Consider the following 24,523-nt stretch of genomic DNA (forward strand, 5'->3'; position numbering starts at 1 on the left):
ATCCAGCGCATGCGTACCCCATCATCTGCTCAGTGGCAGTCTCTTGGCGCGGGCCTCATATTGCAATGCAGCAAGGCCGCGCAGAGGGCCGCAGAGTTGGGGAGCGACGAAACGCCCGGGATCTCGCACCTGGAGTCCGTCATGCTCGCGCTCATCACCGCCCGGATCCCCGGCCCTGCCGTCGAGACCGCCGATCGCGATCCCGGCTTCCTGACCCTCGTCTTCGCGGTCGCCCGCACACTGCGCGTCGGCGCGGAGAGTGCCTTCGCCCGCCGCTGCGCGCTCGCGCGCTCGATCGGTGGCCCGAATCCTCTCTGAGACGCGCGCAACCCACCGGCGCCGCCTCCGGCGATTGCGTCGCCCCGGCTTGGGCATTAGGCGGCATTGCCGCCCAATGGCTCTCCGGGGGATCGTGATTCCATGTCGACATTTCGTGCGCTTCTGCGTCTCAGCCTGATCGCGACGTCGCTTGCGGCGGTCCCGAACCTGGCGGCGCGCGCGCAGGATGCCGAACCCGACGCCGCTCCGGCCGCCGAGGCGCCCGCGAAGCCGAAGCCCAAGCCGCGGCCGAAGCCGGCTCCCCACAAGGCGGCCAAGCCTACCGAGGCGGCGAAGCCCGAGGAGGCCGCGACGCCGGCGGCCGCTGCGGCGCACGCCGTGTGGCCCGCCGGCGCCAGCACCGTCAGCGAGAGCTACGGCGACTGGACGATGACCTGCACGCGCCCGAGCGACAAGGTCACCTGCATCGTGGCCCAGTCCCAGGGCGATTCGCGGACCGGCCGGCGCAAGTTCGGCTTCGAACTGCAGACGCCCGCGAACGGCCGGGCCGAGGGGATCGTGCTGATGCCCTTCGGGCTCGCCATCGAGCCGGGCGTGACCTTCAAGCTCGACGAGCAGACCCTCGGCAAGGGCGCCCCCTACACGACCTGCAGCGCCGAGGGCTGCATCGTGGCGATCAGCTTCCCGACGCTCGCCCTCGACGGCATGCGCACCGCCAAGGCCCTCACCGTGACCGGCGAGAAGGCGGGCGGGACCGAGCCGGCCACCGTCACGGTGCCCCTAACGGGCTTCTCGCAGGCCTTCGATCGCGCCGTCGCCCTCGGCGGCTGAGCCGCGCGGCGGCCCGCGGCCTTTTCCGGTTACGGTTAAGCCAGCGTTAGCCGCGGTCGAGCAGGATCCCGCCGAGAAGTGGCGCCGCGCGCCGCGGTCCCTCGGGTGCCGCGCGCCGGGTTCGGATCGGCGAGGCGATGGGATCGGTGGGCGGGCGACCCCGGAACGGTCGAGGACGCGGCGCGCGGGTGCTGACCGCGGCGCTGGCGCTGCTCGCCCTTCTGGCAGGGATCGCGCCCGCGCTGGCCGCGCGGCTCGTCAGCACCAAGGGCAGCGAGGTCGGCACCGGGGCCGGCGGCTACGGCCGGATCGTGCTCACCTTCGACAAGCCGGTCGCGGTCAAGGCGAAGCTCGCCGGCGGCGTCCTGCTCTTGAGCTACGGCGAGCGGGTGGCGCCCGGGCCCGAGCACCTCACGGACGAGATGCCGGCCTTCATCGCCAGCGTCCGCCGCGATCCCGACGGCACGGGGCTCCGCCTCGCCCTGCAGCGCCCTTACCGGGCCAACGTCCAGTCGGCCGGCGAGCGCGTGTTCGTGGACCTGCTTCCGGAGGGTTGGTCCGGCCTCATGCCGCCGCTGCCGGCCGAGGTGATTGCCGACCTCGCCCGCCGGGCCCGGGCGGCCGAGGAGGCGCTCAGGGCGCGCACGCCGGAGCCGGTGCGCCGGGCGCTGTCGCTCGAGCTCGCGCTGCTTCCGACCCTGACGCGGCTGTCGCTGCGCCTCCCCGCGGAGGCCGTCTCCACGGTGACCGCCGAGGGACCCGTGACGCGCGTGCGGGTGATCGGTGCCTGGACGATCGATCCGAGCGGCACCCGCGGCCGTCCGCGCCCCGGAATCGCCAAGCTGGCGACGGAGACCGACGCGAACTCGGCGAGTCTGCTGATCACGCCCGAGGACGGGTTCAGGATCGGCACCGAGCGCGAGGACGGCGCCATGTACGTGGACGTGGTCCGCCCCAAGCCTCTGGAGCCGGCCGCGACCGCCGTCGACGTGCCGGGTCCCGCCGCCGCGAAGCAGGCGCCGCCGCTGCCGGTCGCGCCGCGCCCGGCCCAGGCCAGTGCGCCAGTCACTGTGCCAGTCACGGCGCCCGTCGCTGCGCCAGTCACTGCGCCGGCGGTCGCGCCGCGCTCCCCCGAGCCGCCGCCGACGCGCCGGGCCGGCGGAGGCTTGCTCTTCCCGTTTCAGACCCTCCCGCCGGCGGTCCTGTTCGAGCGCGGCGGGATCGCGACGCTGGCCTTCGAGACCGGCGAGCCGGTGGTCGTCCCGCCGTCGAGCCAGGGCCTCGCGCCGATGGGCGCACCCGCCCGGACGGGGCCGCTCACGGTCGTGCGGTTCCCGGTTCCGCCGGGTCGGCTCGTCGATCTCAACGCCGTCACCACCGGGACCGGCGTGGCCTGGGAACTCTCGGCGGGCAGTGCGCTCAGTCCGAGCGACACGATCGATCCCGTACGCAAGCCCGATCCGTCCGGCCGCATCGCCGTCACCCTGACGCTGCCGCATCCCGGATCGGCGACGTGGCTCGCCCTCGACGATGAGCGGATCGCGGTGGTCACGTCGGCCGCGCAGCGCCCCGTCGGCAATCCGAAGAACCGTCGCTTCGTCGATTTCGAGATCCTGCCGAGCCGGCACGGCCTCGCGGTGCTCGCCGGCGCCGACGATCTGGCGGTGCGGCCCGAACTCGACGGGGTCTCGATCGGCCGCGAGGGCGGGCTCGCCGCGTCCATGGCGGCGCGCAAGCCGGACGTGGCGCTCGTCGACGCGGGGGCCCTCGCGATCGCGAAGGAGCCCTGGGAGCGCGCCAGGATGGGGAATGTCCGCGCGACCCTGCGCGGACTCTTCGACGCGGCCGTCGCGGCGACGCCGACCGAGCGCGGTCCGGCCCGCTTGGCGCTGGCCCGCGCGGATCTCGCCAACGGCCTCGATTACGAGGGCCTCACCGCACTGGAGATCGCGGCCGCCGACGATCCGCTCCTGGCCATCCAGCGCGATACTGCCGTCCTGCGGGGCATCGCCCTGGTCCGGATCGGCCGGAGCGCGGAGGCGCTGAAGGCCCTCAGCGTCCCGCTCCTGAGCGACGATCGCGAGGCCGCCCTGTGGCGCGCGATGGCCTCGGCCGGGGCCGGCGACTGGAAGACGGCGGAAACGGGCTTCCTCAAGGTGCTGCCGCTGGCCGACGGCTATCCCGCGGACGTCGCGCAGACGATCCGGGCCCGGGCCGCCGAATCGGCGATCGAGAACGGCGATGCCGAGACCGCCGCCGCGCGCGCCGAGGCGGAGCGCGACCTGCCGCCCTGGATCCGTGACCGGCTGGCGATGGTTCGCGCCCGCGTGGCCGAGGCGACCGGCCAGACCGAGGCGGCCCTGGACGCCTACGCGCGCCTCGACAACTCGGCCGTCCGTCCGGTCGCGGTCGAGGCCGCGCTCAGGGGCGCGCTCCTGGCGCAGGCCTCCGGCAAGCTCGCGCCCGACGCCGCCATCGAGCGGCTGGAGCGGCTCGCCCTGACCTGGCACGGCGGCCCGGTCGAGGACGGCATCACCGCCGGTCTCGCCCGCCTCTATCTCGCCGCCGGCCGGTGGCGCGACGCTTTCACAGTGGTGCGCCGGGCCAACGTCTTCGCGCCGAACGCCCCCGCGACCGCGGCCCTGGCGCGGGACGCGCAGACGGCCTTCGAGAACCTCTACCTCACCGACAAGGGCGACAAGCTCTCCGGGATCGAGGCCGTGTCGCTCTTCTTCGATTTCCGTGAGCTGAGCCCGATCGGGCGGCGCGGCGACGAGGTGGTGCGCCGTCTGGCCGACCGCCTCGTGACCCTCGACCTCCTCGATTCGGCCGCCGACCTGCTGCAGTACCAGATCGACAACCGCCTCACCGGCCCGGCGCGATCCGCGGTGGCGGCGCGGCTCGCGACGGTCCGGCTGATGGACGACAAGCCGATGGAGGCCCTGAAGGTCCTCGACGCCACCGAGCTGCCCGAGCTTCCGGGCGAACTCAAGCGCGCCCGCGGGCTGGTCCGCGCCAGGGCCCTGTCGGACCTGACCCGCACCGACCTCGCGCTGGAAACGATCGAGGACGAGAGCGGTCCGGATATCGAGCGTCTGCGCGCCGACATTTACTGGGGCGCGCGCCGCTGGCGCGAGGCCGGGGAGGCCCACGAGGCCCTGCTGGGCGATACGTGGCAGTCCGGCCAGCCGCTGGACGATCAGGCGCGCGCCGACATCGTGCGCGCCGCGATCGCCTACGATCTCGCGCACGAGGCCGTGGGCCTGGAGCGGCTGAAGGCGAAATTCTCGGAGGGGATGGCGGCGAGCCCGGACGCCCGCACCTTCGCGCTCCTGACCGGCACCGACCCGACCCGGGCACCGGGCTTCCGGGACATCGCGGCGCGCGCCACGAAGGTCCAGACGCTGTCGGCTTTCCTCGCCGAGTATCGCAAGCGCTATCCGGATGCCGCCGCGCCCGCGCGCGGTCGACCCGAGGCGCCGGGTGCGGGCGGCGAGGCGCCCGCCGCCGGTGCCCAGGGCGGACAGCAGCAGAGCAGCGCCGGGACACCCGGTGCGCCGCCCGGGTGAGCGCGGCGGTCGTCATCGACCCGGACGCCTTCCTCGAGACCGAGCGCGGCCGCGTCTGGACGCCCGAACGGAACGCCGAGGCGTGGCGGCTGGCCCTCGCGGCGCTGCGCGCGGCGCTCGCCGCGGACTCGGTCGAGCGGCTCGTGGTCGTGTGCGGGCTGCAGGGGGCCGGCAAATCGACATGGATCGCCCGGCAGCGGCCCCGGCTCGGCCGCGTCTACTTCGACACCGCCTTGCCCGGCCGGCGGCACCGTGCGCCGATCCTCGCCATCGCGAGAGCCTGCGGCGTCGCCGCGGAGGCGGTCTGGATCCGCGCGCCGCTCGCGGTCGCCCTCGAGGGGAACCGGCGGCGCGCCGCCGACCGACAGGTTCCCGAGGAGAGCATCCGCTCCGTCGACCGTCTGTTCGAGCCGCCGTCGCGCGCGGAGGGCTTCGCGGCGGTCCGGATCGTCGACGCGACGTCCCGCGCCGGCTGACGGCCCGGCACGGCCGCCGTCAGCCGCCGTAGCTCTGGACCAGGGAGCCGGCCACCAAGGTCCAGCCGTCGACCAGCACGAAGAAGATCAGCTTGAACGGCAGCGCGACCGTGGCCGGCGGGACCATCATCATGCCGACCGCCATCAGCACCGAGGCGACCACGAGGTCGATGATCAGGAACGGGATGAACAGCAGGAAGCCGATCTCGAAGGCGCGGCGCAGCTCCGAGATCATGAAGGCCGGCGTGACGATCTCCAGGCCGACATCCTCGGGGCCCTTCGGCGTCGGCACCTTGGCGAGGTCGAGGAACAGCTTCAGGTCCTTCTCGCGGACGTTGCGCAGCATGAAGGTCTTGAACGGCGCCGAGGCGCGCTCGAACGCCTGCGCCTGCGTGATCCGGCCGGCGATCAGCGGCTCGATACCGGCGCTGTAGGCGGCGCGGCCGGTCGGGGCCATCACGAAGGCGGTCAGGAACAGCGCGAGGCTGACGAGCACCGCTGTCGGCGGCGCCGTCTGGGTGCCCAGCGCCGACCGCAGGATCGACAGCACGACGACGATGCGGGTGAAGGCCGTGGCCATCACCAGCACCGAGGGGGCCACCGCCAGGACGGTGATCAGCGCCACGAGCTGGAGGGCGCGCTCGGTGGTGCCGCCGGCACCGAGATCGAGGGTGACGCTCTGCGCGAGGGCCGGACCGGCCGCGAGCACTCCGCCGGCCAGCGCGACCAGTGCGGCGAGCGCGACCGGCGGCAGGCGCAGCTTCGGAACCTGGCACATCAGGCGTGTCGGCACGGGAAGGTCTCGGGTCACGGACGGTCGCAGGTGGGTGTGGCCGGGCGAACGCCGGCGCGGCGGGCCTCGAGATTTTGCCAGACGAGGAGGGCCGGCAGGCCGAGCACCACGTCGGGCACGCGGCGCGCGAGCGACAGGGCGAGGGCGGTCCCCGCATCGATGCCGAACAGGCCGCAGACCAGCACCAGTCCGCCCTCCTGGACGCCGAGCCCGCTCGGGACCACGAAGGCGGCGGCCTTGATCGCCTGGCTCAGCGCCTCGATCACGAGAATGTCGGCCCAGCCGACATGGTCCACGCCGATGCAGGCGAGGACGACCGCGACCTCGACCGTGCCGAGCAGCCAGGCCAGGGCGTGGAGCGCGAACGATTGAGCGAGGTGTCCCCGGCGGCCCGGAGCCCAGACCGTGTCGAGGGCGCCCTGGATCCGGCGGTTCGGCTCGGGGCGCGCCTCGGCGTCGCGCACGAAGCGCCGGCCGAGGGCGGCGAGGCGATCCTCGAGCACTCGCACGATGCCGGTCCGCTGGAAGGCGAAGAAGGCCGCCACCGCCAGCCCGGCCACGACGAGCGTCCGCAGCGTCCAGCTGGCGAGGGCGGCCGCCTCGGCGCCCTCGACCCGGCTCAGGAGGCCGGCGCCGAGGCCCGCGAACAGGGCGAGCGTTCCCACCTGAAACAGCATGTCGGCCAGCACGGAGGCGGCCGCCAGGGAGCCGGCGACGCCCCAGAAGGTGAGGAGGCGGGCGCCCAGCACGTCGCCGCCCACCGAGGCCACGGGCAGCAGCACGTTGATGCCTTCGCGGACGAAGCGCAGGATCATGCAGGCCGAAGCCGTCGCGGGCGCCAGCCCGTCGAGAATGCGCGCCCAGGCGAGGCCGCAGAGCAGGATCACCACGATCCGCACCAGCGTGACGCCGGCGAAGCCCGCCACGCCGATCCGTCCGAAGGCCGCGGCCACCGCGGCGAGATCGTTGGTGGCCACGAGCCAGACGGCGAGGCCGAGGCCGATCAGGGTGCCGAACAGCGGCAGGCGACGCAGCACGGCGTGGGCCGCCCGCCGCTTCCGGGAAACAGGGTCGCCGGTCACGGTGTGCGGGCCTCGCGTCGAGAGGCGGGCAAGAGCGCGCTCCAAGTTGTGCCGGTTAGCGGACCGGCGGCGATTCGTCGGGTGGTATCGCCGCTAGAGCGGTATTGGGGCCGAATTCGGGGACCCTGCGACGCGGCAGGACGGGATTGAGCACCGCGGCGAGCGCCTCGGCGGGCCCGGCGGCGGGATCGAGCAGGACGACCCGGCCCTCGGCCAGGCTCGCGCCGGTCGCGACCGCCACGGCGCGCTTCGGACAGGGGCCGAGGCAGCCCGATTCCACGATGCACAACTTCCGCCGGCGTGCGCCGCCGTCGCGGGCGGCCCGCTTCCCGGCCTTCTTCAGCGCCGCGCGGAGGTCCCGCCCGCGCAGGCCCTGCCGCTTCGCGCATTTCGAGCAGACGACGACGATCTCGGAGAGTTTGGTCTTGGCCGTGCGGCCGGTCGGGCAGCCATCAGGGGAGCCATCCGGGGCCGCGGCACGCGGTTCTGTCATCATTCGGAGACTGTAGGACGCGATACCGGCCCCGGGCTACGGCGCCCGTCGCCGCGGTGCAGCAGTCGGGCCGGGCGCCATAAAAAGGGCCTAAAAGAACGGGATTCCGGTAACCGCGCACGGGCCGCCCCTCGGCCGGCGCCGCGGCAGCGGAACCGGCGCAGACCCAGGAACAAAGAGCGGATGAGCTTCGACGACGTCAAGGACGACACGCGCGAAGGCGAGATCGTGACGTTCGCCGCTCCGACCATGACGGAGCTGCGGCGCAGCGCGGAGACGATCCGGCCGGTGCCGGAGAAGCGGACCGCCCGGGCCCTCGTGGCGACCGTGCGGCAGCGCCTCGACTGGAGCCGTCTGCCGGGCCTGCGTCCCCGCGAGGAGGACACTTCGACCTACGGCGCGCGGATCATCCGCCGCGTCGGACTGTTCGTGCTCCTGCCGACCCTGGTGGTCGGCCTGTACCTGTTCGCGTTCGCGTCCAATCAGTACGTTGCGGAAGCCCAGTTCGCGGTCCGCGGCAACGTCGAGCCGATGGAGAACATCTCGCTCGGCCAGTACACGAACCTCATCCAGAAGCACAACAGCCAGGACAGCTTCATCGTCCGCGACTACATCAACAGCCAGACGCTGGTCGAGGCACTCGAGAAGAGCATCGGCATCTCCAAGATGTTCTCGCGGTCCGAGGCGGATTTCTGGGCCCGCTTCGACCCCAGTGATCCGATCGAGGACCTGACCAAATACTGGCGCAAGCACGTCGAGGCGCATATCGACTCGATCTCGGGCGTGATCCGCCTGTCCGTGCGCGCCTTCACGCCGGAGGACGCCCTGACCATCGCCCAGGCGGTGGTGTCGCGCTCCGAGGCGCTGATCAACGACATCTCCAAGCGCGCCCAGGCCGACATGGTCGCCCAGGCCGAGGCCGACGCGAAGGTCGCCCAGGACCGGCTGCGCAAGGCGCACGTGGCGCTGCAGGCATTCCGCAATCAGTGGGGTGTCATCGATCCGATCAAGACCGCCGAGGGCACGCTGACCACGCTGACCCTGCTGCGGAAGGACAAGCTCAAGGCCGAGAACGACCTGCAGGTCCTGCGCGGCTCCAGCCTCGACGAGCGCTCGCGCTCGATCCAGACGCTGGTGGCCAACATCGCGGCCATCGACCAGCAGATGAAGTCGCTCCAGGACGAGCTGACGAGCGCCAACGCCGCCGCCGGCGGCCAGAACATGACCGAGGCGCTGCTCCAGTACGAGGGCCTGCTGGTCGAGCGGACCATCGCCGAGAAGCTGGAGGAATCGGCCCACAGCCTGCTCGACCGGGCGCGCATCTCGGCGAGCAAGCAGCACATCTTCCTGGCCACGTTCGTGCCGCCGGTCCTGCCGACCGACAGCCTCTATCCCGAGCGGGGCCACTCCCTCCTGGTATCGTTCTTCTGCTTCCTGGTGATCTGGAGCTCGTCCGCGCTGCTGATCGCCGGCATCCGCGACCAGAGGATGTAGCGGCATCCGCGGCTCCCGGGATCTGGATCCCGGGCCGCGCGATCTGTAGAGGGAGGCGGCCCGGCCAACCGGGCGCACCTGGATGAGCGAAGTCTAACGGTCCATGTCGGATTTCTCCGATCTCGTCGCGAAGGCGATCCAGCCGTCGATGACCCGTGAGGAGCGCGAGGCGGTCTACACGGTCGTGCGGCAGGCCGTGCTCCGGCTGCAGGAGCGGGAGGCGTTCCCGCCGGACGACCCGCGGGTCGCCCTCCAGCGCCACCTCGTTGAGGAGACGATCCGCGACGTCGAGGGCGACGTCGCCCGCTACGAATCCCTGCGCAAGCTCGACGCGGCTTTCGCGGCCCAGGCCGAAGCCCACAAGGCGGCCCAGAGCGGGCGGCGCTAGGGCGTCACCGCCGCCGGTCCGCCCCCGTTACGGCACGAGTACGCCCGGCCCTTCACATCCGTGACGTTCGCCGTCGTCCGGCGCGTCCGCGCCGGGGCCGCTCCGTGGATGCGCGTCAGCCGCAGGCGACGCTCGCCCGGACGCTGCCGGGCTCGGCCACGTCGAGGCCCGCCGACACGTACTCGTTGAGCTTGTTGCGCAGGGTCCGGATCGAGATGCCGAGGATCTTGGCCGCGTGGGTCCGATTACCGAGGCAGTGGTCCAGCGTGTCGAGGATCAGGTCGCACTCGACCTGCGCCACGGTCCGGCCCACCAGCCCGCGGGTGGCGGCCTCGGCGACCTGGGCGGCGCGCGCGGCCGGCCCCTCAACCGCGAAGGTCTCGCCCTCGGGCGACAGGATCGCCTCCGGGCCGATCGCGTCGCCCGAGGCGAGCAGCACCGCCCGGTGCAGGGTGTTCTCCAACTCGCGCACGTTGCCGCGCCACGGGTTCCGCAGCACGAGCGCCCGGGCCTCCGCGGAGAGCGGGCGGACCGGCATCCCGTTCACCGCGGCGTATTTCCGGGCGAAGTGGGTGGCGAGTTCGAGGATGTCGGCCGGGCGCTCGCGCAGCGGCGGGAGCCGCAGGCCGACGACGTTGAGCCGGTAGAGCAGGTCCTCCCGGAACGTGCCCTTGCGGACCTCCTCGGCGAGGTTGCGGTTCGAGGTGGCGAGCACGCGGATGTCGACCCGCACCGGGGCGGTCCCGCCGACCCGGTCAATGACCCGCTCCTGCAGGGCGCGCAGCAGCTTCGCCTGCAGGCGCACGTCCATCTCGGAGATCTCGTCGAGGAGCAGCGTGCCGCCATTGGCCTCCTCGAACCGGCCGATGCGCCGGGCGACCGCGCCGGTGAACGCGCCCTTCTCGTGGCCGAACAGCTCGGATTCGAGCAGGGCCTCGGGGATCGCCGCGCAGTTCACCGAGACGAAGGGCTTGCCCGCCCGGTTGGACTTCTGGTGGACGTGCCGGGCCAGCACCTCCTTGCCGGTGCCGCTCTCGCCGGTGATCAGCACCGAGGCCTCGGAGCGGGCGACCTGCTCGGCGAGCTTGACCACCCGCTCCATGGACGGGTCGCGCCAGACGAAGGCGGCGCGGTCGGTGGCGACCGCCTCCAGCACCGCCGCGATCATCTCGGGATCGGGCGGGAGCGGGATGTACTCCTTGGCGCCCGCCCGGATCGCCGCCACGGCGGCCGAGGCGTCCGCCGAGACGCCGCAGGCGACCACCGGCGTGCGGATCCGCTCTCCCTCCAGCGCGGTGACGAGGTCGCGGATCGGCAGACCCACGTCGATCATGATGAGATCGGCGCCCCGCGCGCGCAGGACGGTGAGGCCCTGCGGCACGGCGTCGGCCTGCGTGACGGCGGCGCCGCGCTGCATCGCGATCTTCGAGGCGGTGATCAGCTCGCCGTTGAGCCGCCCGATCATCAGGAGCCGCATGGTTCGTCCCTCTCAAAACCCGCGCGCGGACAGCACACCGGCGTCCGCGGCTGAAAATCACTCACCCTTGACGATCTCGGTCATCGTCACGCCGAGCCGGTCCTCGACGAGGACGACCTCGCCGCGGGCCACCAGCCGGTTGTTGACGAACACGTCGATCGCCTCGCCGACCTTCCGGTCGAGTTCGAGAACCGCGCCGGGCGCGAGCCGGAGCAGGTCGCCGATCGGCATCCGGGCGGAGCCGAGCACCGCCGAGACCATCACGGGCACGTCGAAGAGCTGCTCCAGGTCGGCCGCGGTCTTCGGGGTGGTGGGCGCGTCGCGGATCGAGCCCGCGGCGTAGTCGGTGTCGTGCTCACCGAGCTGGGGCAGGCTGAAATCGTCGGACATCAGGATCTCCTCACGGGCCCGTCGGCAGGCCGAGGGCGTCGAGCACCGCCGCCTCGATGCGGGCGCGCTCCCGAACGATGCCGCCGTCCGCCCACTCGATGCGGGCGTCGCCCGCCGCCATGTCGGGGTCGCCCAGCACCACGAGCCGGCCCTCGTAGCCGCGCTCGCGCGCGAGGCGCTTCACCAGGGTCTCGGCCTCCTCGACCAAGCCGTCGTGCACCCGCACCACCAAGTGCGGCACGCCGCGCAGGTGCTGGAGCGCCGTCCGGGCCGCCTCGCCGATGCCGGCGAGCGGGGCGGCGTCGAGGGCGTCGCCCGCGACCTTGCGGGCGATCAGCATCGCCACCTCGACCGCCTGCGCCTCGCGCTCGGCGTCGCGCGCGTCGGCCTGGGCGATCAGGCCCGCGGCGGCGAGCGCCAGGCGGGTCATGGCGTCGGCGAGCCGGCCCTGGACCTGCGCCTCGGCCTGGACCCGGCCCTCCTGCATGCCGCGGGCATGGGCCTCGGCCTCGGAGCGGGCCGCGGTCTCGGCGGCGCGCAGGGCCTCGGCGCTGGGGCGGCCGCTGCGGAAGTCGGTCTCGAACAGGAACGGCTTCGCGCTCCGGGCGGATTGGGCGCTCAATAGACCAGCTCCTCCTCGGCGCTATTCTTGGCGATCATGATCTCGCCCTTCTCGGCGAGGTCCTTGGCGATCTCGGTCATCTTGGCCTGCGCCTCATCCACCTCCTTGAGGCGGACCGGCCCGAGCGAGGCCATCTCGTCCGTGAGGTTCTTGGCCGCGCGGGTCGACATCTGCCTCAGGAAGAAGCCGCGGGTCGGCTCGTTGGCGCCCTTGAGCGCGCGGCACAGGGTCTCGTTGTCGATGCTGCGCAGCAGGGTCTGGACGCTGCCCGGATCGAGTTTCAGCAGGTCCTCGAAGGTGAACATCAGCTCGCGGATCCGCTTGGCCGAGCCGCGGTTCGCCTGGTCGAGGGCGGCGAGGAAGCGGCCCTCCGTCTGCCGGTCGAAGGCGTTGAACACGTCGGCCATCATCTCGTGGGCGTCGCGGCGCTGGGTCTGGGCGATAGTCGACACGAACTCGACCCGCAGCGTCTCCTCGATGTGGCGCAGCGCCTCCTTCTGCACCGTCTCCATGCGCAGCATCCGGTTGAGGACGTCGATGGCGAAGTCCTCCGGCAGGATGGTGAGCACCTTCGCGGCGTAGTCGGCGCGCACCCGCGACAGCACCACCGCCACGGTCTGCGGGTACTCGTTGCGCAGGAACGATGCGAGGATCTCCGGGTCGACCTGGGCGATCGAGGCCCAGACGCGCTTGCCCGACGCGCCCTTGATCTCCGCCATGATCAGCGAGACCTGATCGCTGGGGAAGATCTTGAGGAGCAGCGCCTCGGTCCGCTCGAAGTTCGACGAGATGCCGCCGCTGTTGCCGAGCTTGGTCACGAACTCGATGATGAGCTTCTCGACGGTCTGCGCCTCCAGCGTGCCGAGCTGGACCATGGCGGCGCTGACCTTCTTGATCTCCTCCTCCTCGAGCATCTGCCAGATCGGAGCGCCTTCCTCCTCCCCGAGCATCAGCAGGAGCGCGGCGGCGCGCTGCGGCCCGGGCATCGACGCGAACGAATCGCCGCCCGCCGTCGCCAGCGTGTTCGCCAGACCCAGTGCCGCACCTGCCGCCATCGTGTCGCCCTCGACGCCCTACGCTTCACTCTTCCTGGATCCAGGTGCGCAGCACCTCGACGGTCTCGGACGGGCTCGCCCGGACCATGTCGACCACGCGCTGGACCGTCTCGGCCTGGACCTGGCCGTTGATCTTGGCGAACTCCATCAGCCGCGCGGTCGGGTTGTCGCGGTCGATGACCGTCACGGTCTGGCCCGGACCCGCGACCGCGGCGGCGTCGCCGGGGAGCGCCATTCCGGACGCCGTCAGGACCGGGGCCTCTGGGACCGGCGCGAGCACCTGGCGCACCAGGGGGCGGACCACCGTGAGCAGGACGATGAGCGTCAGCAGCGCCAGGACGGCGAGCTCGGCCATGCGCAGCACGTCCTCCTTGGTGGGGGCGAGCAGCGACTGGATCAGCGTGGGCTCGGTGAATTGCGGCACGCTCGGCGCCTCCGCGAAGCGCAGGTTCACCACCTCGATCTGGTCGCCGCGGGCCTTGTCGAAGCCGACGGCGCCGCGCACCAGCGCGGTGATCCTCTCGATCTCGGCGGGCGTGCGCGGGCTGTAAGTCTGCTTGCCGTCGGGGGCGGTGGCGTAGACGCCGTCGAGCACCACGGCGACCGACAGGCGCTTGATCCGGCCGCTCTCGGCGATCTCGGTCTTGGTGACCCGCGAGATCTCGTAGTTGGTGGTTTCCTCGTTCTTGTTGGTCGCGTCCTTGGGCGTCGGCGTCTTGTCGCCGCCATTGGCGCCGGGCAACTCGTTGCCGACGCTGACCTGTCCCTCGGCATTGCCGGTGACCGCCGATTCGGTGCGGGTCTGGGCGGAGCGCACGACCCGGCTCTCGGGATCGAAAGTCTCGGAGCGGCTCTCGACCCGGTTGAGGTCCAGTTCCGCGTTGACCTGGACGCGGGCCCGGCCCGGGCCGACGATTCCGGCGACGACGTCCTCGATCTGGCCGCGCAGGCGCCGTTCGAGGCCGACCTGCCGGTCCTCGAACCCGCCGGCGACGTCGGCCGCGGCGTCCCGGGCGCCGTCGGCCAGAAGCCGGCCGCGCTCATCGACGATCGAGATCCGTTCGGGCTTGAGGCCCTCCACCGCGGAGGCCACGAGATGGCGGATCGCCCGGACCTGCCCGGAATCGAGATCGCCCATCAGCTTCAGCACGATCGCCGCGCTCGGGCTCTCCCGGTCCCGCTCGAACAGGCGGCGCTCCGGCAGCACGAGATGGACGCGGGCCGCCTGGACCCGCCCGATCGCCCGGATCGAGCGCGCCAGTTCGCCCTCCAGGGCGCGCAGATGGTTCACGTTCTGAACGAAGTTGGTGGACGAGAACGCGTCGCCCTTGTCGAAGATCTCGTAGCCGACGCCGCCCTGGGTCGGCAGGCCCTTGCCGGCGAGGTCCATGCGCAGCTTGGCGAGGTCCGGGCGGGGGGCCAGGATCGTCTGCCCGGCATCGCCCCGCGTCTCGTAGCGGATGCCGCGGCTGTCCAGCTCCCGGACCACGGAGGCCGAGTCCTGCATCGACAGGTCGGAAAACAGCACGCCCATGTCGGGGCGCGAGACCCGCAGGATGATGAAGGCGAAGAAGCCGATTAGCGTCAGCGTCACCGCCGCCATGGCGGCGATTCGGGCCGGTCCGAACTTCGTGACGAGATCGAGAACCGGCTTCACGGGAGGATTCGCTGCACTCTAACGCTGGCGGACCCCGGCGGCCCGCTCGGCAGAAATTGCCCAGGTCGTGGTTAGCGGGTCGTTAATGCGGAGGCGTCCCACGGGCTCGGATGCGGGCGCCGGAACGACCGAAGCCGCGCCCGGGGTCCGGACGCGGCTTCGTGAGTCCTCGGATTCGAGCGGGCCAGCCCCTCGGCGCCGTCTGAGGTCGTCGCTGCGGGCGGGTGGCCTTCGCGTCGGTCCGGGGCCGCGAAGCGGGTCCCTCGACCAGAGTCGCCGAGGCGCCGGGTCCGGCACCCGCGGCCTCGATGAGACCCGGAAGCGCCGGCGGCGTCCCGGGATAGGGGCGCCCGGCACGGGCGCCGCGGATCAGTGACGGTAGTGCTGGATCCGGGTCGTCCGCAGGCCGGCGAGGCCGTGCTGGTCGATGGAGAACTGCCAGCTGAGGAATTCCTCTGTGGTCAGCGTGTAGCGCTTGCACGCCTCCTCCAGGCTGAGGAGGCCGCCGCGCACCGCGGCCACGACCTCGGCCTTGCGCCGGATCACCCAGCGACGGGTGCTCGGGGGCGGAAGGTCCGCGATCGTCAGGGGGCTGCCGTCGGGCCCGATCACGTACTTCACTCTCGGGCGGCTCGGTTCGGTCATGATACGCTCTACACTCGACTGACCTGTCGAGCATTGAAGGTACTTGTGCCCGCTTAAGAGATGTTGAAGCGAGTCACTCGGATGTGATTCGTTAAGTGCCACTTGTGGACAACCCGATGGTCTGGACGCTGGACAGCGGCACGCGCTGCGAACCGATCACCAGCACCGGCGACGTTCCGCTGAGATCGACCTCGTCGACCGTGCCCGTGAGGCTCGTATCGACCGAAACGCTCGAGCCGGTGGCATCCGTGGCCGCCACCTTGATCGAGTAGTTCCCGCCGGGCGCGGTCAGGCCGGCCGAGGTCTTGCCGTTCCACGTGTAGGTCTGGCTGCCGGCATTGAGCGCGGTGGTCTGCGTGGCCACGACGTTGCTCTTCGAGTCCAGGACCGTGATCACCGCCTTCGAGGCGGCCCGGGCCGGGTTCAGCGTCCAGGAGGCGGAGCCGCCGGACAGCTGCGAGGCGCTGCCGTCGGCCGACACGGTCTTCCCGATGTAGCTCGTGGCCGAGGCCGAGCTCGCCGATTGCGAGGCGCTCAGGATGCTGTCGAGGCGGTCGTTGGTCTTGAGCTGCTGCTCGACGCCGGCGAACTGCACCAGCTGCTGCGTGAACTGGTTGGTGTCCATCGGGTCGAGGGGGTTCTGATTCTTGAGCTGCGTGGTCAGCAGCGTCAGGAACTGCGTGAAGTTGCTGGCGATCTCGGTGGCGTTGCCGCTGCTGCTCGTGGACGAGCCCGTCGTGTTCGTCGTGCTCGTCAGGCTCGATATACCGCTCGTCATGCTGATCTCTCCTGTGCCGCGTCCTGGCGCAGGGGCCGGATGCGCGTCGTGTCTGTGTGGGTCCGCGATGCGGGCGCCGCGCGTACCGCCTAGATCCTCATGTCGAGGCCGCCGTAGCCGCGCAGGACGCGGATCGGGGCGACCTCGTGCGGGGCTTCCGCCTGATCGCGCGACCAGCCCGTGCCGCCCCCGCGCGGGGAATCGCCCGGCTGACCGCCGCTGCCGCCGCTCTGGGCGCTTCCGTCGCCCCGCAGCGACAGGTTGATCCCGCCGGCCGAGGGATCGAAGCCGGCCTGGGTCAGCGCCTGCTGCAGCTGGCCGGCGTCGCGCTGGAGCAGCGCGAGGGTCTCGGGCCGGTCGACCACGAGGTGGGTCATGACGCGGCCGTGTGCCTTGTCGATCTCCAGCTTAACGTCGATGCGCCCGAGCTCGGCCGGGTCGAGCCGGATCTGGAACTCGTTGGATCCGCGCAGCGACCTCAGGCCGATGGTCATCGGCACCTGGCCGATCGGGATGGGTGGGTCGGTCTGGAGCGACGCGGTCTGCGTCGGCGCGGCGGTCTCCTGGGCGGCGCGCGTCGTGTCCACGGCCTGGCCGGATGTCGCGGGCGGCGCCGGACCACCCTGCGCCGCCGCGGGCAGCGTCTGAAGCGGACCTGCGCCCTGGCCAACGTCGGTCAGGGCGGTGAGGAAATCCTGGGCCGCCGCATCGGACGTCGCGGCCGCCGCGCCGCCGGCCGTCAGGCCGTCGACCGGGACGCTGCCCGGTCCGACTTTGCCGGGTTCGTGACCGGCGCCCGCCGATGCCGGAGCGGTCCCGGCGATGCTGGGTACGGTTCCGGCCGCGCGGCCGCCGCCCTGAGCGTTCGTGCCGGAAGGGCCCGCGGTTGCGCCGGTTCCGGAGAGAGCCGCCGAGCCGTCCTGCGCTGGCGCCGTGCCGCTACCCGCATCCGTCTCAGCCTCGGCCTCGGTCTTGACCGTCCCGGTCGCGCCGCCCCCCTCGGACAGCGCGGCGATGAGGGCCAGCAGGGAGGCGGACGGCCCCGAGGCCGCGGGCTGCGCGGCGGGCTCGGCCTTCTGCGGCGGCACTGCCGCGTCGGCCTCGGGGCCTGCGGTGCCGGCCGCCTCGGCGGCCGGATCCTGCCCGGCCGCGACGGCCTCGGAATCCTGCTGCCCGGCGGCTCCCGTCCGGCCGGTCTCGGCGGTGCGCGCCGCGCCCGCCTTCGGAGCCTCGGCGCGCGCGCCCGCGGCGGAGGGCGGTCCCTCGGCCCGCGCGGCCGAGGCCGGCGCATCCGCCGGCTTGGCGAGGCTGACCCTCTTGTCCGCGACCCGGGCCTCGGTCTGAAGCGCCGCATCCCGGGCGCGGTCGCCGGCCAGCCGCGCGGCGTCGGCCTGATCGCGCAGGTCGGCCTGACGGGCGCGGGCCGAGGCGGCGACGTCGCGCTGATCGGCGGCGCGGGCCCGCGCCGTCGCGGCGTCGTCGCGGGCCTGGGCCGCGCTCAGGGCGGCGCCGAAGCGGTCCTGCGCGGAATTGCCGGCGCGGGCCGCCACGCCCGCGGCCTCCCAGCCCGAACGCTGCGCCTGCGCGTTCCGCGCGGACGGAATCCACGTGGTGACATCCAAACGATCCGCCGCGCCGCTCGCCATTCCGGACTCCTCTGGGCCGCACAGCAGCAAGGCGCGCGCCACCGTACCGGACGGATAAGTCTCTGAAAAATATCGTTCTCTGCTTGCAGCGCGCGGGTCGGACCTGATCGAAGCTGCCGCCCGCCCGGCAGGATCTGCCGAGTGTCCGATCCCGCTGCCCTGGAAAGCCGGGCGAAGTCCCGCTATAGACGGCCCGTGCAGCCAGGGAGCTTTCGGGCCGGCGGCTGCGGACCCTCGCGATGAACGCCCTCGATCTTCCCAAAGCCCCCCACGAGACGCGCGTCGTCGTCGCCATGTCGGGCGGCGTCGATTCCTCCGTGGTCGCGGGCCTGCTGAAGCGGCAGGGCTTCGACGTGGTCGGCGTCACGCTCCAGCTCTACGACCACGGCGCGGCGAGCCACCGCAAGGGCGCGTGCTGCGCCGGCCAGGACATCCACGACGCCCGGGCGGCGGCGGAGCATCTCGGCATCCCGCACTACGTCCTCGACTACGAGGATCGCTTCCGCGACGAAGTCATCGAGAAGTTCGCCGAGAGCTACCTCGCGGGCGAGACGCCGATCCCCTGTGTCGAGTGCAACCGCACGGTGAAGTTCCGCGACCTGCTGGGCCTCGCCCGCGACCTCGACGCCGACGCGCTCGCCACCGGCCACTACGTGGCCAGCCGGGCGCTCCCGGGCGGCGGCCGCGCGCTCTACCGCGCCCTCGATCCCGCCCGCGACCAGAGCTACTTCCTCTACGCGACCACGGCGGAGCAGCTGGACTTCCTGCGCTTCCCCCTGGGCGAGATGGAGAAGACCGAGACCCGCGCGCTCGCGAAGGATCTCGGCCTGTCGCTCGCCGAGAAGCCGGACAGCCAGGACATCTGCTTCGTACCGCAGGGCCGCTACAGCGACGTGATCGCGCGTCTGCGCCCCGACGCGGCGCGGCCCGGCGAGATCGTCGACCTCGCCGGCCAGGTTCTCGGCCGGCACGACGGGATCGTGCATTACACGGTGGGCCAGCGGAAGGGCCTGGGCCTGTCCGGGCCCGAGCCGCTCTACGTCGTGCGGCTGGAGCCGGACTCGGCCCGCGTTGTGGTCGGGCCGCGCACGGCGCTGGCCACGACCCGGATCCGCCTCTCGGACCTGAACTGGCTCGGCGAGGGGCCGGTGGCGGCCGTGCGCGACCTGCCGGTGGCGGTCCGCGTGCGCTCGACCCGTCCGCCGCGCTCGGCAACGCTGACGGTCGGGCCGGACGGCGCGGCCGAGGTCGTGCTCGCCGAGCCCGAGGACGGCGTGTCGCCGGGCCAGGCCTGCGCGATCTACGCGGATGACGGCCCCCGGGCCCGGGTCCTGGGCGGCGGCACCATCCGGCGTGTCGACGCGTTGTCGGCCCGGCCCCGCGAGGCCGCCTGATCTCAACCTCTGGAAACTTCGAACGATGCTGAGCGAGCCGCAGATGGCCGGGCCGAGCACGGCCCTGATGCGCAAGGCCTATGCCCGCTGGGCCCCCGTCTACGACGTGGTCTACGACAAGCTCACCGAGCCCGCGGCCCGCGCCGCCGTCGAGGCGGCGGCCGAGCACGGGCCGCGGATCCTGGAGGCCGGCGTCGGCACCGGGCTGGCGCTGGGCTACTATCCGAAGGCCAGCTTCGTCTGCGGCGTCGACCTCTCCGAGGACATGCTCAAGCGCGCCCGCGCCAAGGTCCGGCGCCGGAACCTGGCCCACGTGAAGGGCCTCCAGGTGATGGACGTCTGCCACCTCGGCTACGCCGACGCGAGCTTCGACGCCGTCGTGGCCCAGTTCCTGATCACCCTGGTGCCCGACCCCGAGGCCGCGATGTCGGAGTTCCTGCGGGTGGTGCGCCCGGGCGGCGGCATCGTCCTCGCCAACCATTTCGGCCAGAGCGACGGCCCTCTGGCCCGGGTCGAGGAAGTCGTGGCGCCGCTCTGCACGAAGATCGGTTGGTCGTCGGACTTCAAGGCGACGCGGATCGAGGCCTGGGCGCGGCGCAACGGCGTCGAGGTCCTGGGGTTGAAGCCGACCTTCCCGGGCGGGTTCTTCAAGATCCTGCGGATGCGCAAGCCCGGGTGAGCGAGACCGGCAACGCCCCCGTCGCCGAAGGCTGCGTCGAGAACCGCGAGGGGCGCTGGAAGCGCCTGCGGCGCTGGCTCCCGCTGGCGCTGCTCCTGACGGTGTCGGCGGTGGTCCTGGTCTCGGGAGCCGCGCAACTCCTCAGCCTCGACCGCCTGCTCGCGTCCCGCCTCTGGCTGCGCGGCTTCGTCGAGGCCGGGTATCTCCGCGCGCTGGTCGCGGCCTACTGCCTCTATGTCGGGGCCGTCGTCGTGTCGGTGCCGGCCACGCTGATCCTCACGATGGTCTGCGGCTTCCTGTTCGGCATCGTGCCGGGGGCCCTCACCGCGGTCTGTGCGGCCACGACCGGGGCGGCCATCGTGTTCGCGATCGGCCGCGGGCCCGGCGCCGACCTGCTGCGGCGCATGGGCGGCACGCGCCTGGCCGGGCTGGCCGAGGGCTTCCGCCGCGACGCCTTCGGCTACATCGCGGTGCTCCGCCTCCTGCCGCTGTTCCCGTTCTGGGTGACCAACCTCGCGCCCGCCGCCTTCGGGGTGAAGATGCGGGTCTTCGTGCTCGCGACGTTCCTGGGGCTGCTGCCGGGCGCGGTCGTGTACGCCACCACGGGCGCGGGCATCGAGGACGTCGTCGCCGCCCACGAGGCCGCCAGGGCCGCCTGCCTCGCGACGGGGTCGGGCGGCTGCGACCAGGCCCTGACCCTGCGCGCCCTGGTCACGCCCAAGATGGTTGCAGGTCTCGCGATGCTGGCCGTCTTCGCCCTGGTCAGCATGCTGCTGAGCCGCCGCGCCCGACGCGGCTGAGATGCGCCGCCGAGACGCGCGATCCGCCACCGGCTGTGTTTTTCGGTGTCTGAGGGCGCGTGCAACCGCTTGGAGGGTGATATCGTATAGTGCTCGCCGCCGGGAGCCTGTATTCCCGCCTGCGAATCTGTGGCTTGCGAACATGTATCCCGCGAAGGCCGAACCCGGCTCGAGCTTTCTCAATCCTCTCTCCGCCGATCCTCATCCGCGATGCCGGCGCGGAGCGTGACCGGCGTGTCCCTCGAGTCCCATCAGGCCGCGGCACCGGCAACGCCGGCGCCCGCACCGGCCCGCGACGTCCCCGAGCGGCGCACCGCGCGCCTCGGCCTGTCCGGGCGCCTGTTCCTCGTCACCGTCGCGTTCGTGGTGGTGGCCGAGGTGCTGACCTACGTGCCGGCGGTGGCCAATTACCGGATCGAGTGGATGTCCGACCGCCTGGCGGCCGCGCAGGTCGCCGCTCTGGTGCTCGACGGGCGGACCGGCGAGCCGGTCTCCGAGCCGCTCGAGAGCCGGCTCCTGGCCGGCGTGAACGCCCGCGCCATCGCCGTCCGCGGCGGCGGCGCCCAGCGTCTGCTCGCCATCGAGCCCATGCCCGAGCAGGTCGCCGACACCGTCGACCTGCGCGACGTCACCGCCCTGTCGGCGATCCGGGGCGCGTGGCGCACCCTCGTGGCGCCGGTCCACGAGCCGATCCGCGTGGTCGGGGAGGGCGGCATCGGTTTCGACCGGGTCGAGATCCTGCTCGACGAGGCGCCGCTGCGCACCGCCATGATCGACTACGCGCTGCGCCTGCTGGTCTCCTCGCTGATCATCGCGGCGGCCGCCGCCGGTCTCGTCTTCGTGGTGCTGCAGGTGCTGATCGTGCGCCCCGTGCGGCGGCTCGCCACCAGCATCACGGCCTTCGCGGACGATCCGGAGGATGCCGGGCGGATCATCGCGCCGTCCCGCCGCAGCGACGAGATCGGCCAGGCCGAGCGGGCGCTCGGGCGGATGCAGCGCAGCCTCGCCGATCAGCTCCGGCAGAAGCGGCGACTCGCCGAACTGGGCTTGGCGGTCAGCAAGATCAGCCACGAACTGCGCAACCTGCTGACCGGCGCGCAGCTCCTGGGCGACCGCCTGGAGGGGACCGAGGATCCGACCGTGCAGCGCGTGGCCCCCCGCCTCGTCGGGACGCTGGCCCGCGCGATCCGCTTCTGCGAGGCGACCCTCGCCTACGGGCGCGTCTCCGAGCGGGCGCCGCTCCTCACCAGCACGCCGCTGGCACCGGTCTTCGCGGAACTTCCGGATCTCGCCGCGCTGGCGGCGCATCCGGTCAGCGTCCAGGTCGCGGCGGGCGATCTCTCCGTGCAGGCCGATCCGGAGCAGCTCGGGCGGGCGCTGGCCAACCTCGTGCGCAATGCCGTGCAGGCGCTGGACGGGGCGGCCGTGCCGGAGGCCGCCGTGAGCGTGGTCGCCGCCCGCGCGGCACCGGGCCGGGTCACGATCCTGGTCGCCGATAACGGTCCCGGTCTCCCGGCGCGCGCGCGGGAGAACCTGTTCGCGCCGTTCCAGGGATCCATGCGGTCCGGTGGCACGGGCCTCGGGCTGCCGATCGCCGCCGAGCTGATCGGGATCAACGGCGGCACCCTCACCCTCGACGATTGCGAGGCCGAGGGGCTGAGCGGCGCGCGCTTCCGGATCGTGCTGCCGGAGGGCTGACGGGACCGGACCCGCGAGACGGTGCCCCGCTGCCGCTACTCGGCCGCGGCCCGGACGGGCTCCCCGACCCGGATGCCGAGATCGGCCAGCAGCGCCGCGTCGTCGTCCTGCCCGTTATTGGCGGTGGTGAGCAGCCGCTCGCCGTAGAAGATCGAGTTGGCGCCGGCGAGGAAGCACAGCACCTGGGCCTCGCGGGTGAGGCTCTTGCGGCCGGCGCTGAGCCGCACGCGGGAGCGCGGCATCACGATCCGCGCCGTGGCGCACATGCGCACCAGATCGAACGGGTCGACCGCCGGCTGGTCCTCCAGCGGGGTGCCGGGCACCGCCACGAGGGCGTTGATCGGCACGCTTTCCGGATGGGGGGCGTGGTTGGACAGAACCTGGAGCATCGCGGCGCGGTCGGTGACACCTTCGCCCATCCCGACGATACCGCCGCAGCACACGCCGATCCCGGCCTCGCGGACGTTCGCGAGGGTCTGCAGGCGCTCGTCGTAGGTCCGGGTGGAGATGATGTCCTCGTAGAAATCCGGGCCGGTATCGAGGTTGTGGTTGTAGGAGGTCAGCCCAGCCTCGGCGAGGCGTCCGGCCTGCGAAGGCGTGAGCATGCCGAGCGTCACGCAGGCCTCCATGCCGAGGCCGCGCACGCCGCGCACCATGGCGAGCACCGCGTCGAATTCCGGGCCGTCCTTCGGCTGGCGCCACGCGGCGCCCATGCAGAAGCGCTGGGCGCCGGCGGCCTTGGCGGCGGCCGCCTCGGCCAGCACCGTCTCCACGGGCATCAGCCGCTCGCGCGCGACGCCCGCGCCCTTGTGATGGGCCGATTGCGGGCAGTAGGCGCAATCCTCCGGGCAGCCGCCGGTCTTGATCGACAGGAGCGAGGCCCGCTGGATGTCGGCGGGGTCGTTGTGCCGGCGGTGCACCTGCGCGGCCCGGAACACGAGGTCCATCAGCGGCAGGTCGTGGATCGCGCGGATCTCCGCCACGCTCCAGTCGTGGCGGATGTCGCCGAGGTCGGGCTGCTGGGAACCGGGGAGGGAAGTCGCGCTCATGCGGTGTTTGAGCCGGATCGGCGGCCAGAAATCAAGCGGGCCTCGCGCCCGAACCTCCGACCGAGGGGTCGGTCTGGACGATCATGCCGTACCAGCCCAGCCCGCGATAGGTCTCGTATCCCGGTGTCCGATGGAAGGCCGTGACCGTGCCCGACCGCGGATCCCGCACGACTCCGCTCGTCTCGCCGTCCATCCGGCAGGAGACCCGCTCGGTCAGGAGGCCGACCTGATCCGAGGCGGCCAGCACCCGGCCGCCGGCATCGACCAGCAGGGCGCGGGTGCGCCCCCGATCTTCCGGCGCGACCCGGATCCCCGAAACGATGGCGTGGGCCTGCGGTGCCCAGTCGAAGTGGATCGCCAGGACGCCGAGCGGTGCGCCGGTCGCCTGACCGCCCGCCCGCACGCTCGCCGCGTAGGTGGCGACCTGCGCGCCGCCCAGCGCATCCTCCTGCCGCACGTCGGCGCAGACGAAGGCGTCGCCGCTCTCCAGGGCGAGCGCCTCCCGGAACCACGCTTCCCCCGCGACGCTCCGGCCCTGCAGTCCCGGGTAGCGATCGGCGCGGCCGGTCGCGAGGATGCGGCCGTCCAGGCCGCAGATCCAGAGATCGAGATAGACCGTGTAGGCCGAGAGGATGATGCCGAGGCGGTCGCCCGCGAAGGCCGCCGCGGCCGGGCCGGGATCGGCCGCACAGGCGACGACGGCGGCGTCGGTCGCCCACCAGCGCACGTCGCAGGTCCGCTCGTAGAGGTTGCGATCGATCAGCTCGACCGCGTTGAGCGCGAGATCGACCAGGCGTTCTCCCTGGACGCGGCCCGCCATCGTCTCGACGGTGCGCTGCAGCTCGACGATGCGGCCGGACAGGTGAAGCTCCAGCTCGCCGGCGATGACGTCCACGGACTCGCCGAGGGCGCGCACTTCCTGGGCGACGACCGCGAAGCCGCGTCCCTCATCTCCGGCGCGCGCGGCCTCGATGAGCGCGTTGAGGGCGAGGATCTTGGTCTGCGCCGTGATCCGCCGGATCCGGCCGGTCTTCTCCTGCGCCGCCTGCTTGACGGCATCGGCCAGGATCTCGATCGACCTGAGCGTCGGTGGCTCGGACTCCGATCCGGAGGTCCGGTCATTGGGGAAATCAGTTTTCGCAGTCATGCCGGGCCCGATCGACGAGGCGGGCATTTTACAGCTATAATATAATACAGTCTTAACCGATCAAGGTCGACGATATAACTT

At 72.5% G+C, this 24,523-nt stretch carries 23 protein-coding genes; 10 read left to right on the forward strand and 13 right to left on the reverse strand.

From position 1 onward, the window contains the following. Positions 1-141 precede the first annotated feature (141 nt). The 4 genes from ACLBX8_RS09995 (at position 142) to ACLBX8_RS10010 (ending at position 5,155) form a co-directional block, all read left to right on the forward strand. Positions 142-318, forward strand: a complete 177-nt coding sequence (locus ACLBX8_RS09995; RefSeq protein WP_020090845.1) for a hypothetical protein — start codon at positions 142-144, stop codon at positions 316-318. Positions 319-420: 102 nt separating this feature from the next. Then, entirely contained in the window at positions 421-1,110 is a 690-nt protein-coding gene (locus tag ACLBX8_RS10000; protein ID WP_056531428.1) for an invasion associated locus B family protein, read from the forward strand. 137 nt (positions 1,111-1,247) lie between these two features. Then, positions 1,248-4,679 (forward strand): hypothetical protein, encoded by a 3,432-nt coding sequence (locus ACLBX8_RS10005; protein WP_447698290.1) that lies wholly within the window; start codon positions 1,248-1,250, stop codon positions 4,677-4,679. After that, positions 4,676-5,155 (forward strand): AAA family ATPase, encoded by a 480-nt coding sequence (locus ACLBX8_RS10010; RefSeq protein WP_447715044.1) that lies wholly within the window; start codon positions 4,676-4,678, stop codon positions 5,153-5,155. Before ACLBX8_RS10005 ends, ACLBX8_RS10010 begins: the two co-directional genes overlap by 4 nt. Positions 5,156-5,174: 19 nt before the next feature. Here the strand turns inward: ACLBX8_RS10010 and fliP are convergent, their stop codons facing one another. The 3 genes from fliP to ACLBX8_RS10025 are packed head-to-tail and all read right to left on the reverse strand — an operon-like array spanning position 5,175 to position 7,526. Then, positions 5,175-5,933 (reverse strand): flagellar type III secretion system pore protein FliP, encoded by a 759-nt coding sequence (gene fliP, locus ACLBX8_RS10015; RefSeq protein WP_447715055.1) that lies wholly within the window; start codon positions 5,931-5,933, stop codon positions 5,175-5,177. Between the two features lie 29 nt (positions 5,934-5,962). Continuing rightward, positions 5,963-7,030 carry a lysylphosphatidylglycerol synthase domain-containing protein gene (locus ACLBX8_RS10020; RefSeq protein WP_056531434.1) on the reverse strand — a complete coding sequence of 356 codons (1,068 nt, stop codon included), beginning with the start codon at positions 7,028-7,030 and terminating at the stop codon, positions 5,963-5,965. A 55-nt stretch (positions 7,031-7,085) separates the two neighbouring features. Next, positions 7,086-7,526 (reverse strand): hypothetical protein, encoded by a 441-nt coding sequence (locus ACLBX8_RS10025; RefSeq protein WP_447715045.1) that lies wholly within the window; start codon positions 7,524-7,526, stop codon positions 7,086-7,088. Positions 7,527-7,706: 180 nt separating this feature from the next. On the opposite strand from ACLBX8_RS10025, the gene ACLBX8_RS10030 reads away from it, so the two are divergent. Both ACLBX8_RS10030 and ACLBX8_RS10035 read left to right on the forward strand, forming a co-directional pair. Continuing rightward, a complete protein-coding gene (locus tag ACLBX8_RS10030) occupies positions 7,707-9,017 on the forward strand; it encodes a capsule polysaccharide transporter (protein ID WP_020090838.1) in 1,311 nt (436 codons plus the stop codon). Between the two features lie 103 nt (positions 9,018-9,120). After that, positions 9,121-9,405 (forward strand): hypothetical protein, encoded by a 285-nt coding sequence (locus tag ACLBX8_RS10035; RefSeq protein ID WP_020090837.1) that lies wholly within the window; start codon positions 9,121-9,123, stop codon positions 9,403-9,405. Positions 9,406-9,520: 115 nt separating this feature from the next. Here ACLBX8_RS10035 and flbD read toward each other — a convergent pair whose 3' ends face one another. The 8 genes from flbD to ACLBX8_RS10075 all read right to left on the reverse strand — a co-directional run bounded on the left by flbD (position 9,521) and on the right by ACLBX8_RS10075 (position 17,579). Further along, positions 9,521-10,882 (reverse strand): sigma-54-dependent transcriptional regulator FlbD, encoded by a 1,362-nt coding sequence (flbD, locus tag ACLBX8_RS10040; RefSeq protein ID WP_020090836.1) that lies wholly within the window; start codon positions 10,880-10,882, stop codon positions 9,521-9,523. 57 nt (positions 10,883-10,939) lie between these two features. Further along, positions 10,940-11,272 (reverse strand): flagellar motor switch protein FliN, encoded by a 333-nt coding sequence (gene fliN, locus ACLBX8_RS10045; RefSeq protein ID WP_012321962.1) that lies wholly within the window; start codon positions 11,270-11,272, stop codon positions 10,940-10,942. Positions 11,273-11,282: 10 nt separating this feature from the next. Beyond that, complete coding sequence (locus ACLBX8_RS10050; protein ID WP_020090835.1) at positions 11,283-11,894, reverse strand: FliH/SctL family protein; 612 nt, start codon at positions 11,892-11,894, stop codon at positions 11,283-11,285. Next, positions 11,891-12,949 (reverse strand): flagellar motor switch protein FliG, encoded by a 1,059-nt coding sequence (gene fliG, locus ACLBX8_RS10055; RefSeq protein ID WP_020090834.1) that lies wholly within the window; start codon positions 12,947-12,949, stop codon positions 11,891-11,893. The genes ACLBX8_RS10050 and fliG overlap by 4 nt, the downstream gene beginning before the upstream one ends. Before the next feature lie 25 nt (positions 12,950-12,974). After that, the gene (gene fliF / locus ACLBX8_RS10060; protein ID WP_091926505.1) at positions 12,975-14,606 is read right to left on the reverse strand and encodes a flagellar basal-body MS-ring/collar protein FliF; all 1,632 of its coding nucleotides are present in this window, start codon (positions 14,604-14,606) and stop codon (positions 12,975-12,977) included. Between the two features lie 369 nt (positions 14,607-14,975). Then, positions 14,976-15,251: a CtrA inhibitor SciP gene (gene sciP, locus ACLBX8_RS10065; RefSeq protein ID WP_007569077.1), complete on the reverse strand. Its 276-nt coding sequence runs from the start codon at positions 15,249-15,251 to the stop codon at positions 14,976-14,978. 91 nt (positions 15,252-15,342) lie between these two features. Beyond that, positions 15,343-16,029, reverse strand: a complete 687-nt coding sequence (locus ACLBX8_RS10070) for a flagellar hook assembly protein FlgD (protein WP_447698293.1) — start codon at positions 16,027-16,029, stop codon at positions 15,343-15,345. An 89-nt stretch (positions 16,030-16,118) separates the two neighbouring features. Beyond that, the gene (locus tag ACLBX8_RS10075) at positions 16,119-17,579 is read right to left on the reverse strand and encodes a flagellar hook-length control protein FliK (protein ID WP_447715046.1); all 1,461 of its coding nucleotides are present in this window, start codon (positions 17,577-17,579) and stop codon (positions 16,119-16,121) included. Positions 17,580-17,914: 335 nt separating this feature from the next. Between ACLBX8_RS10075 and mnmA the strand changes: the two genes are divergently transcribed. The 4 genes from mnmA (at position 17,915) to ACLBX8_RS10095 (ending at position 22,246) form a co-directional block, all read left to right on the forward strand. Continuing rightward, the gene (gene mnmA / locus ACLBX8_RS10080) at positions 17,915-19,069 is read left to right on the forward strand and encodes a tRNA 2-thiouridine(34) synthase MnmA (protein WP_447698295.1); all 1,155 of its coding nucleotides are present in this window, start codon (positions 17,915-17,917) and stop codon (positions 19,067-19,069) included. Positions 19,070-19,094: 25 nt separating this feature from the next. After that, entirely contained in the window at positions 19,095-19,748 is a 654-nt protein-coding gene (locus ACLBX8_RS10085) for a class I SAM-dependent methyltransferase (protein WP_056531444.1), read from the forward strand. Then, the gene (locus ACLBX8_RS10090; RefSeq protein WP_447698296.1) at positions 19,745-20,548 is read left to right on the forward strand and encodes a TVP38/TMEM64 family protein; all 804 of its coding nucleotides are present in this window, start codon (positions 19,745-19,747) and stop codon (positions 20,546-20,548) included. Before ACLBX8_RS10085 ends, ACLBX8_RS10090 begins: the two co-directional genes overlap by 4 nt. A gap of 210 nt (positions 20,549-20,758) precedes the next feature. Then, entirely contained in the window at positions 20,759-22,246 is a 1,488-nt protein-coding gene (locus tag ACLBX8_RS10095) for a sensor histidine kinase (protein WP_020090826.1), read from the forward strand. Positions 22,247-22,281: 35 nt separating this feature from the next. Here ACLBX8_RS10095 and bioB read toward each other — a convergent pair whose 3' ends face one another. Continuing rightward, positions 22,282-23,295, reverse strand: coding sequence for a biotin synthase BioB (gene bioB, locus ACLBX8_RS10100; RefSeq protein ID WP_020090825.1), 1,014 nt, complete (start codon positions 23,293-23,295; stop codon positions 22,282-22,284). A 31-nt stretch (positions 23,296-23,326) separates the two neighbouring features. Next, positions 23,327-24,442: a methyl-accepting chemotaxis protein gene (locus ACLBX8_RS10105; protein WP_447698297.1), complete on the reverse strand. Its 1,116-nt coding sequence runs from the start codon at positions 24,440-24,442 to the stop codon at positions 23,327-23,329. Positions 24,443-24,523: the final 81 nt, after the last annotated feature.

This window comes from Methylobacterium sp. D48H (assembly GCF_053345715.1).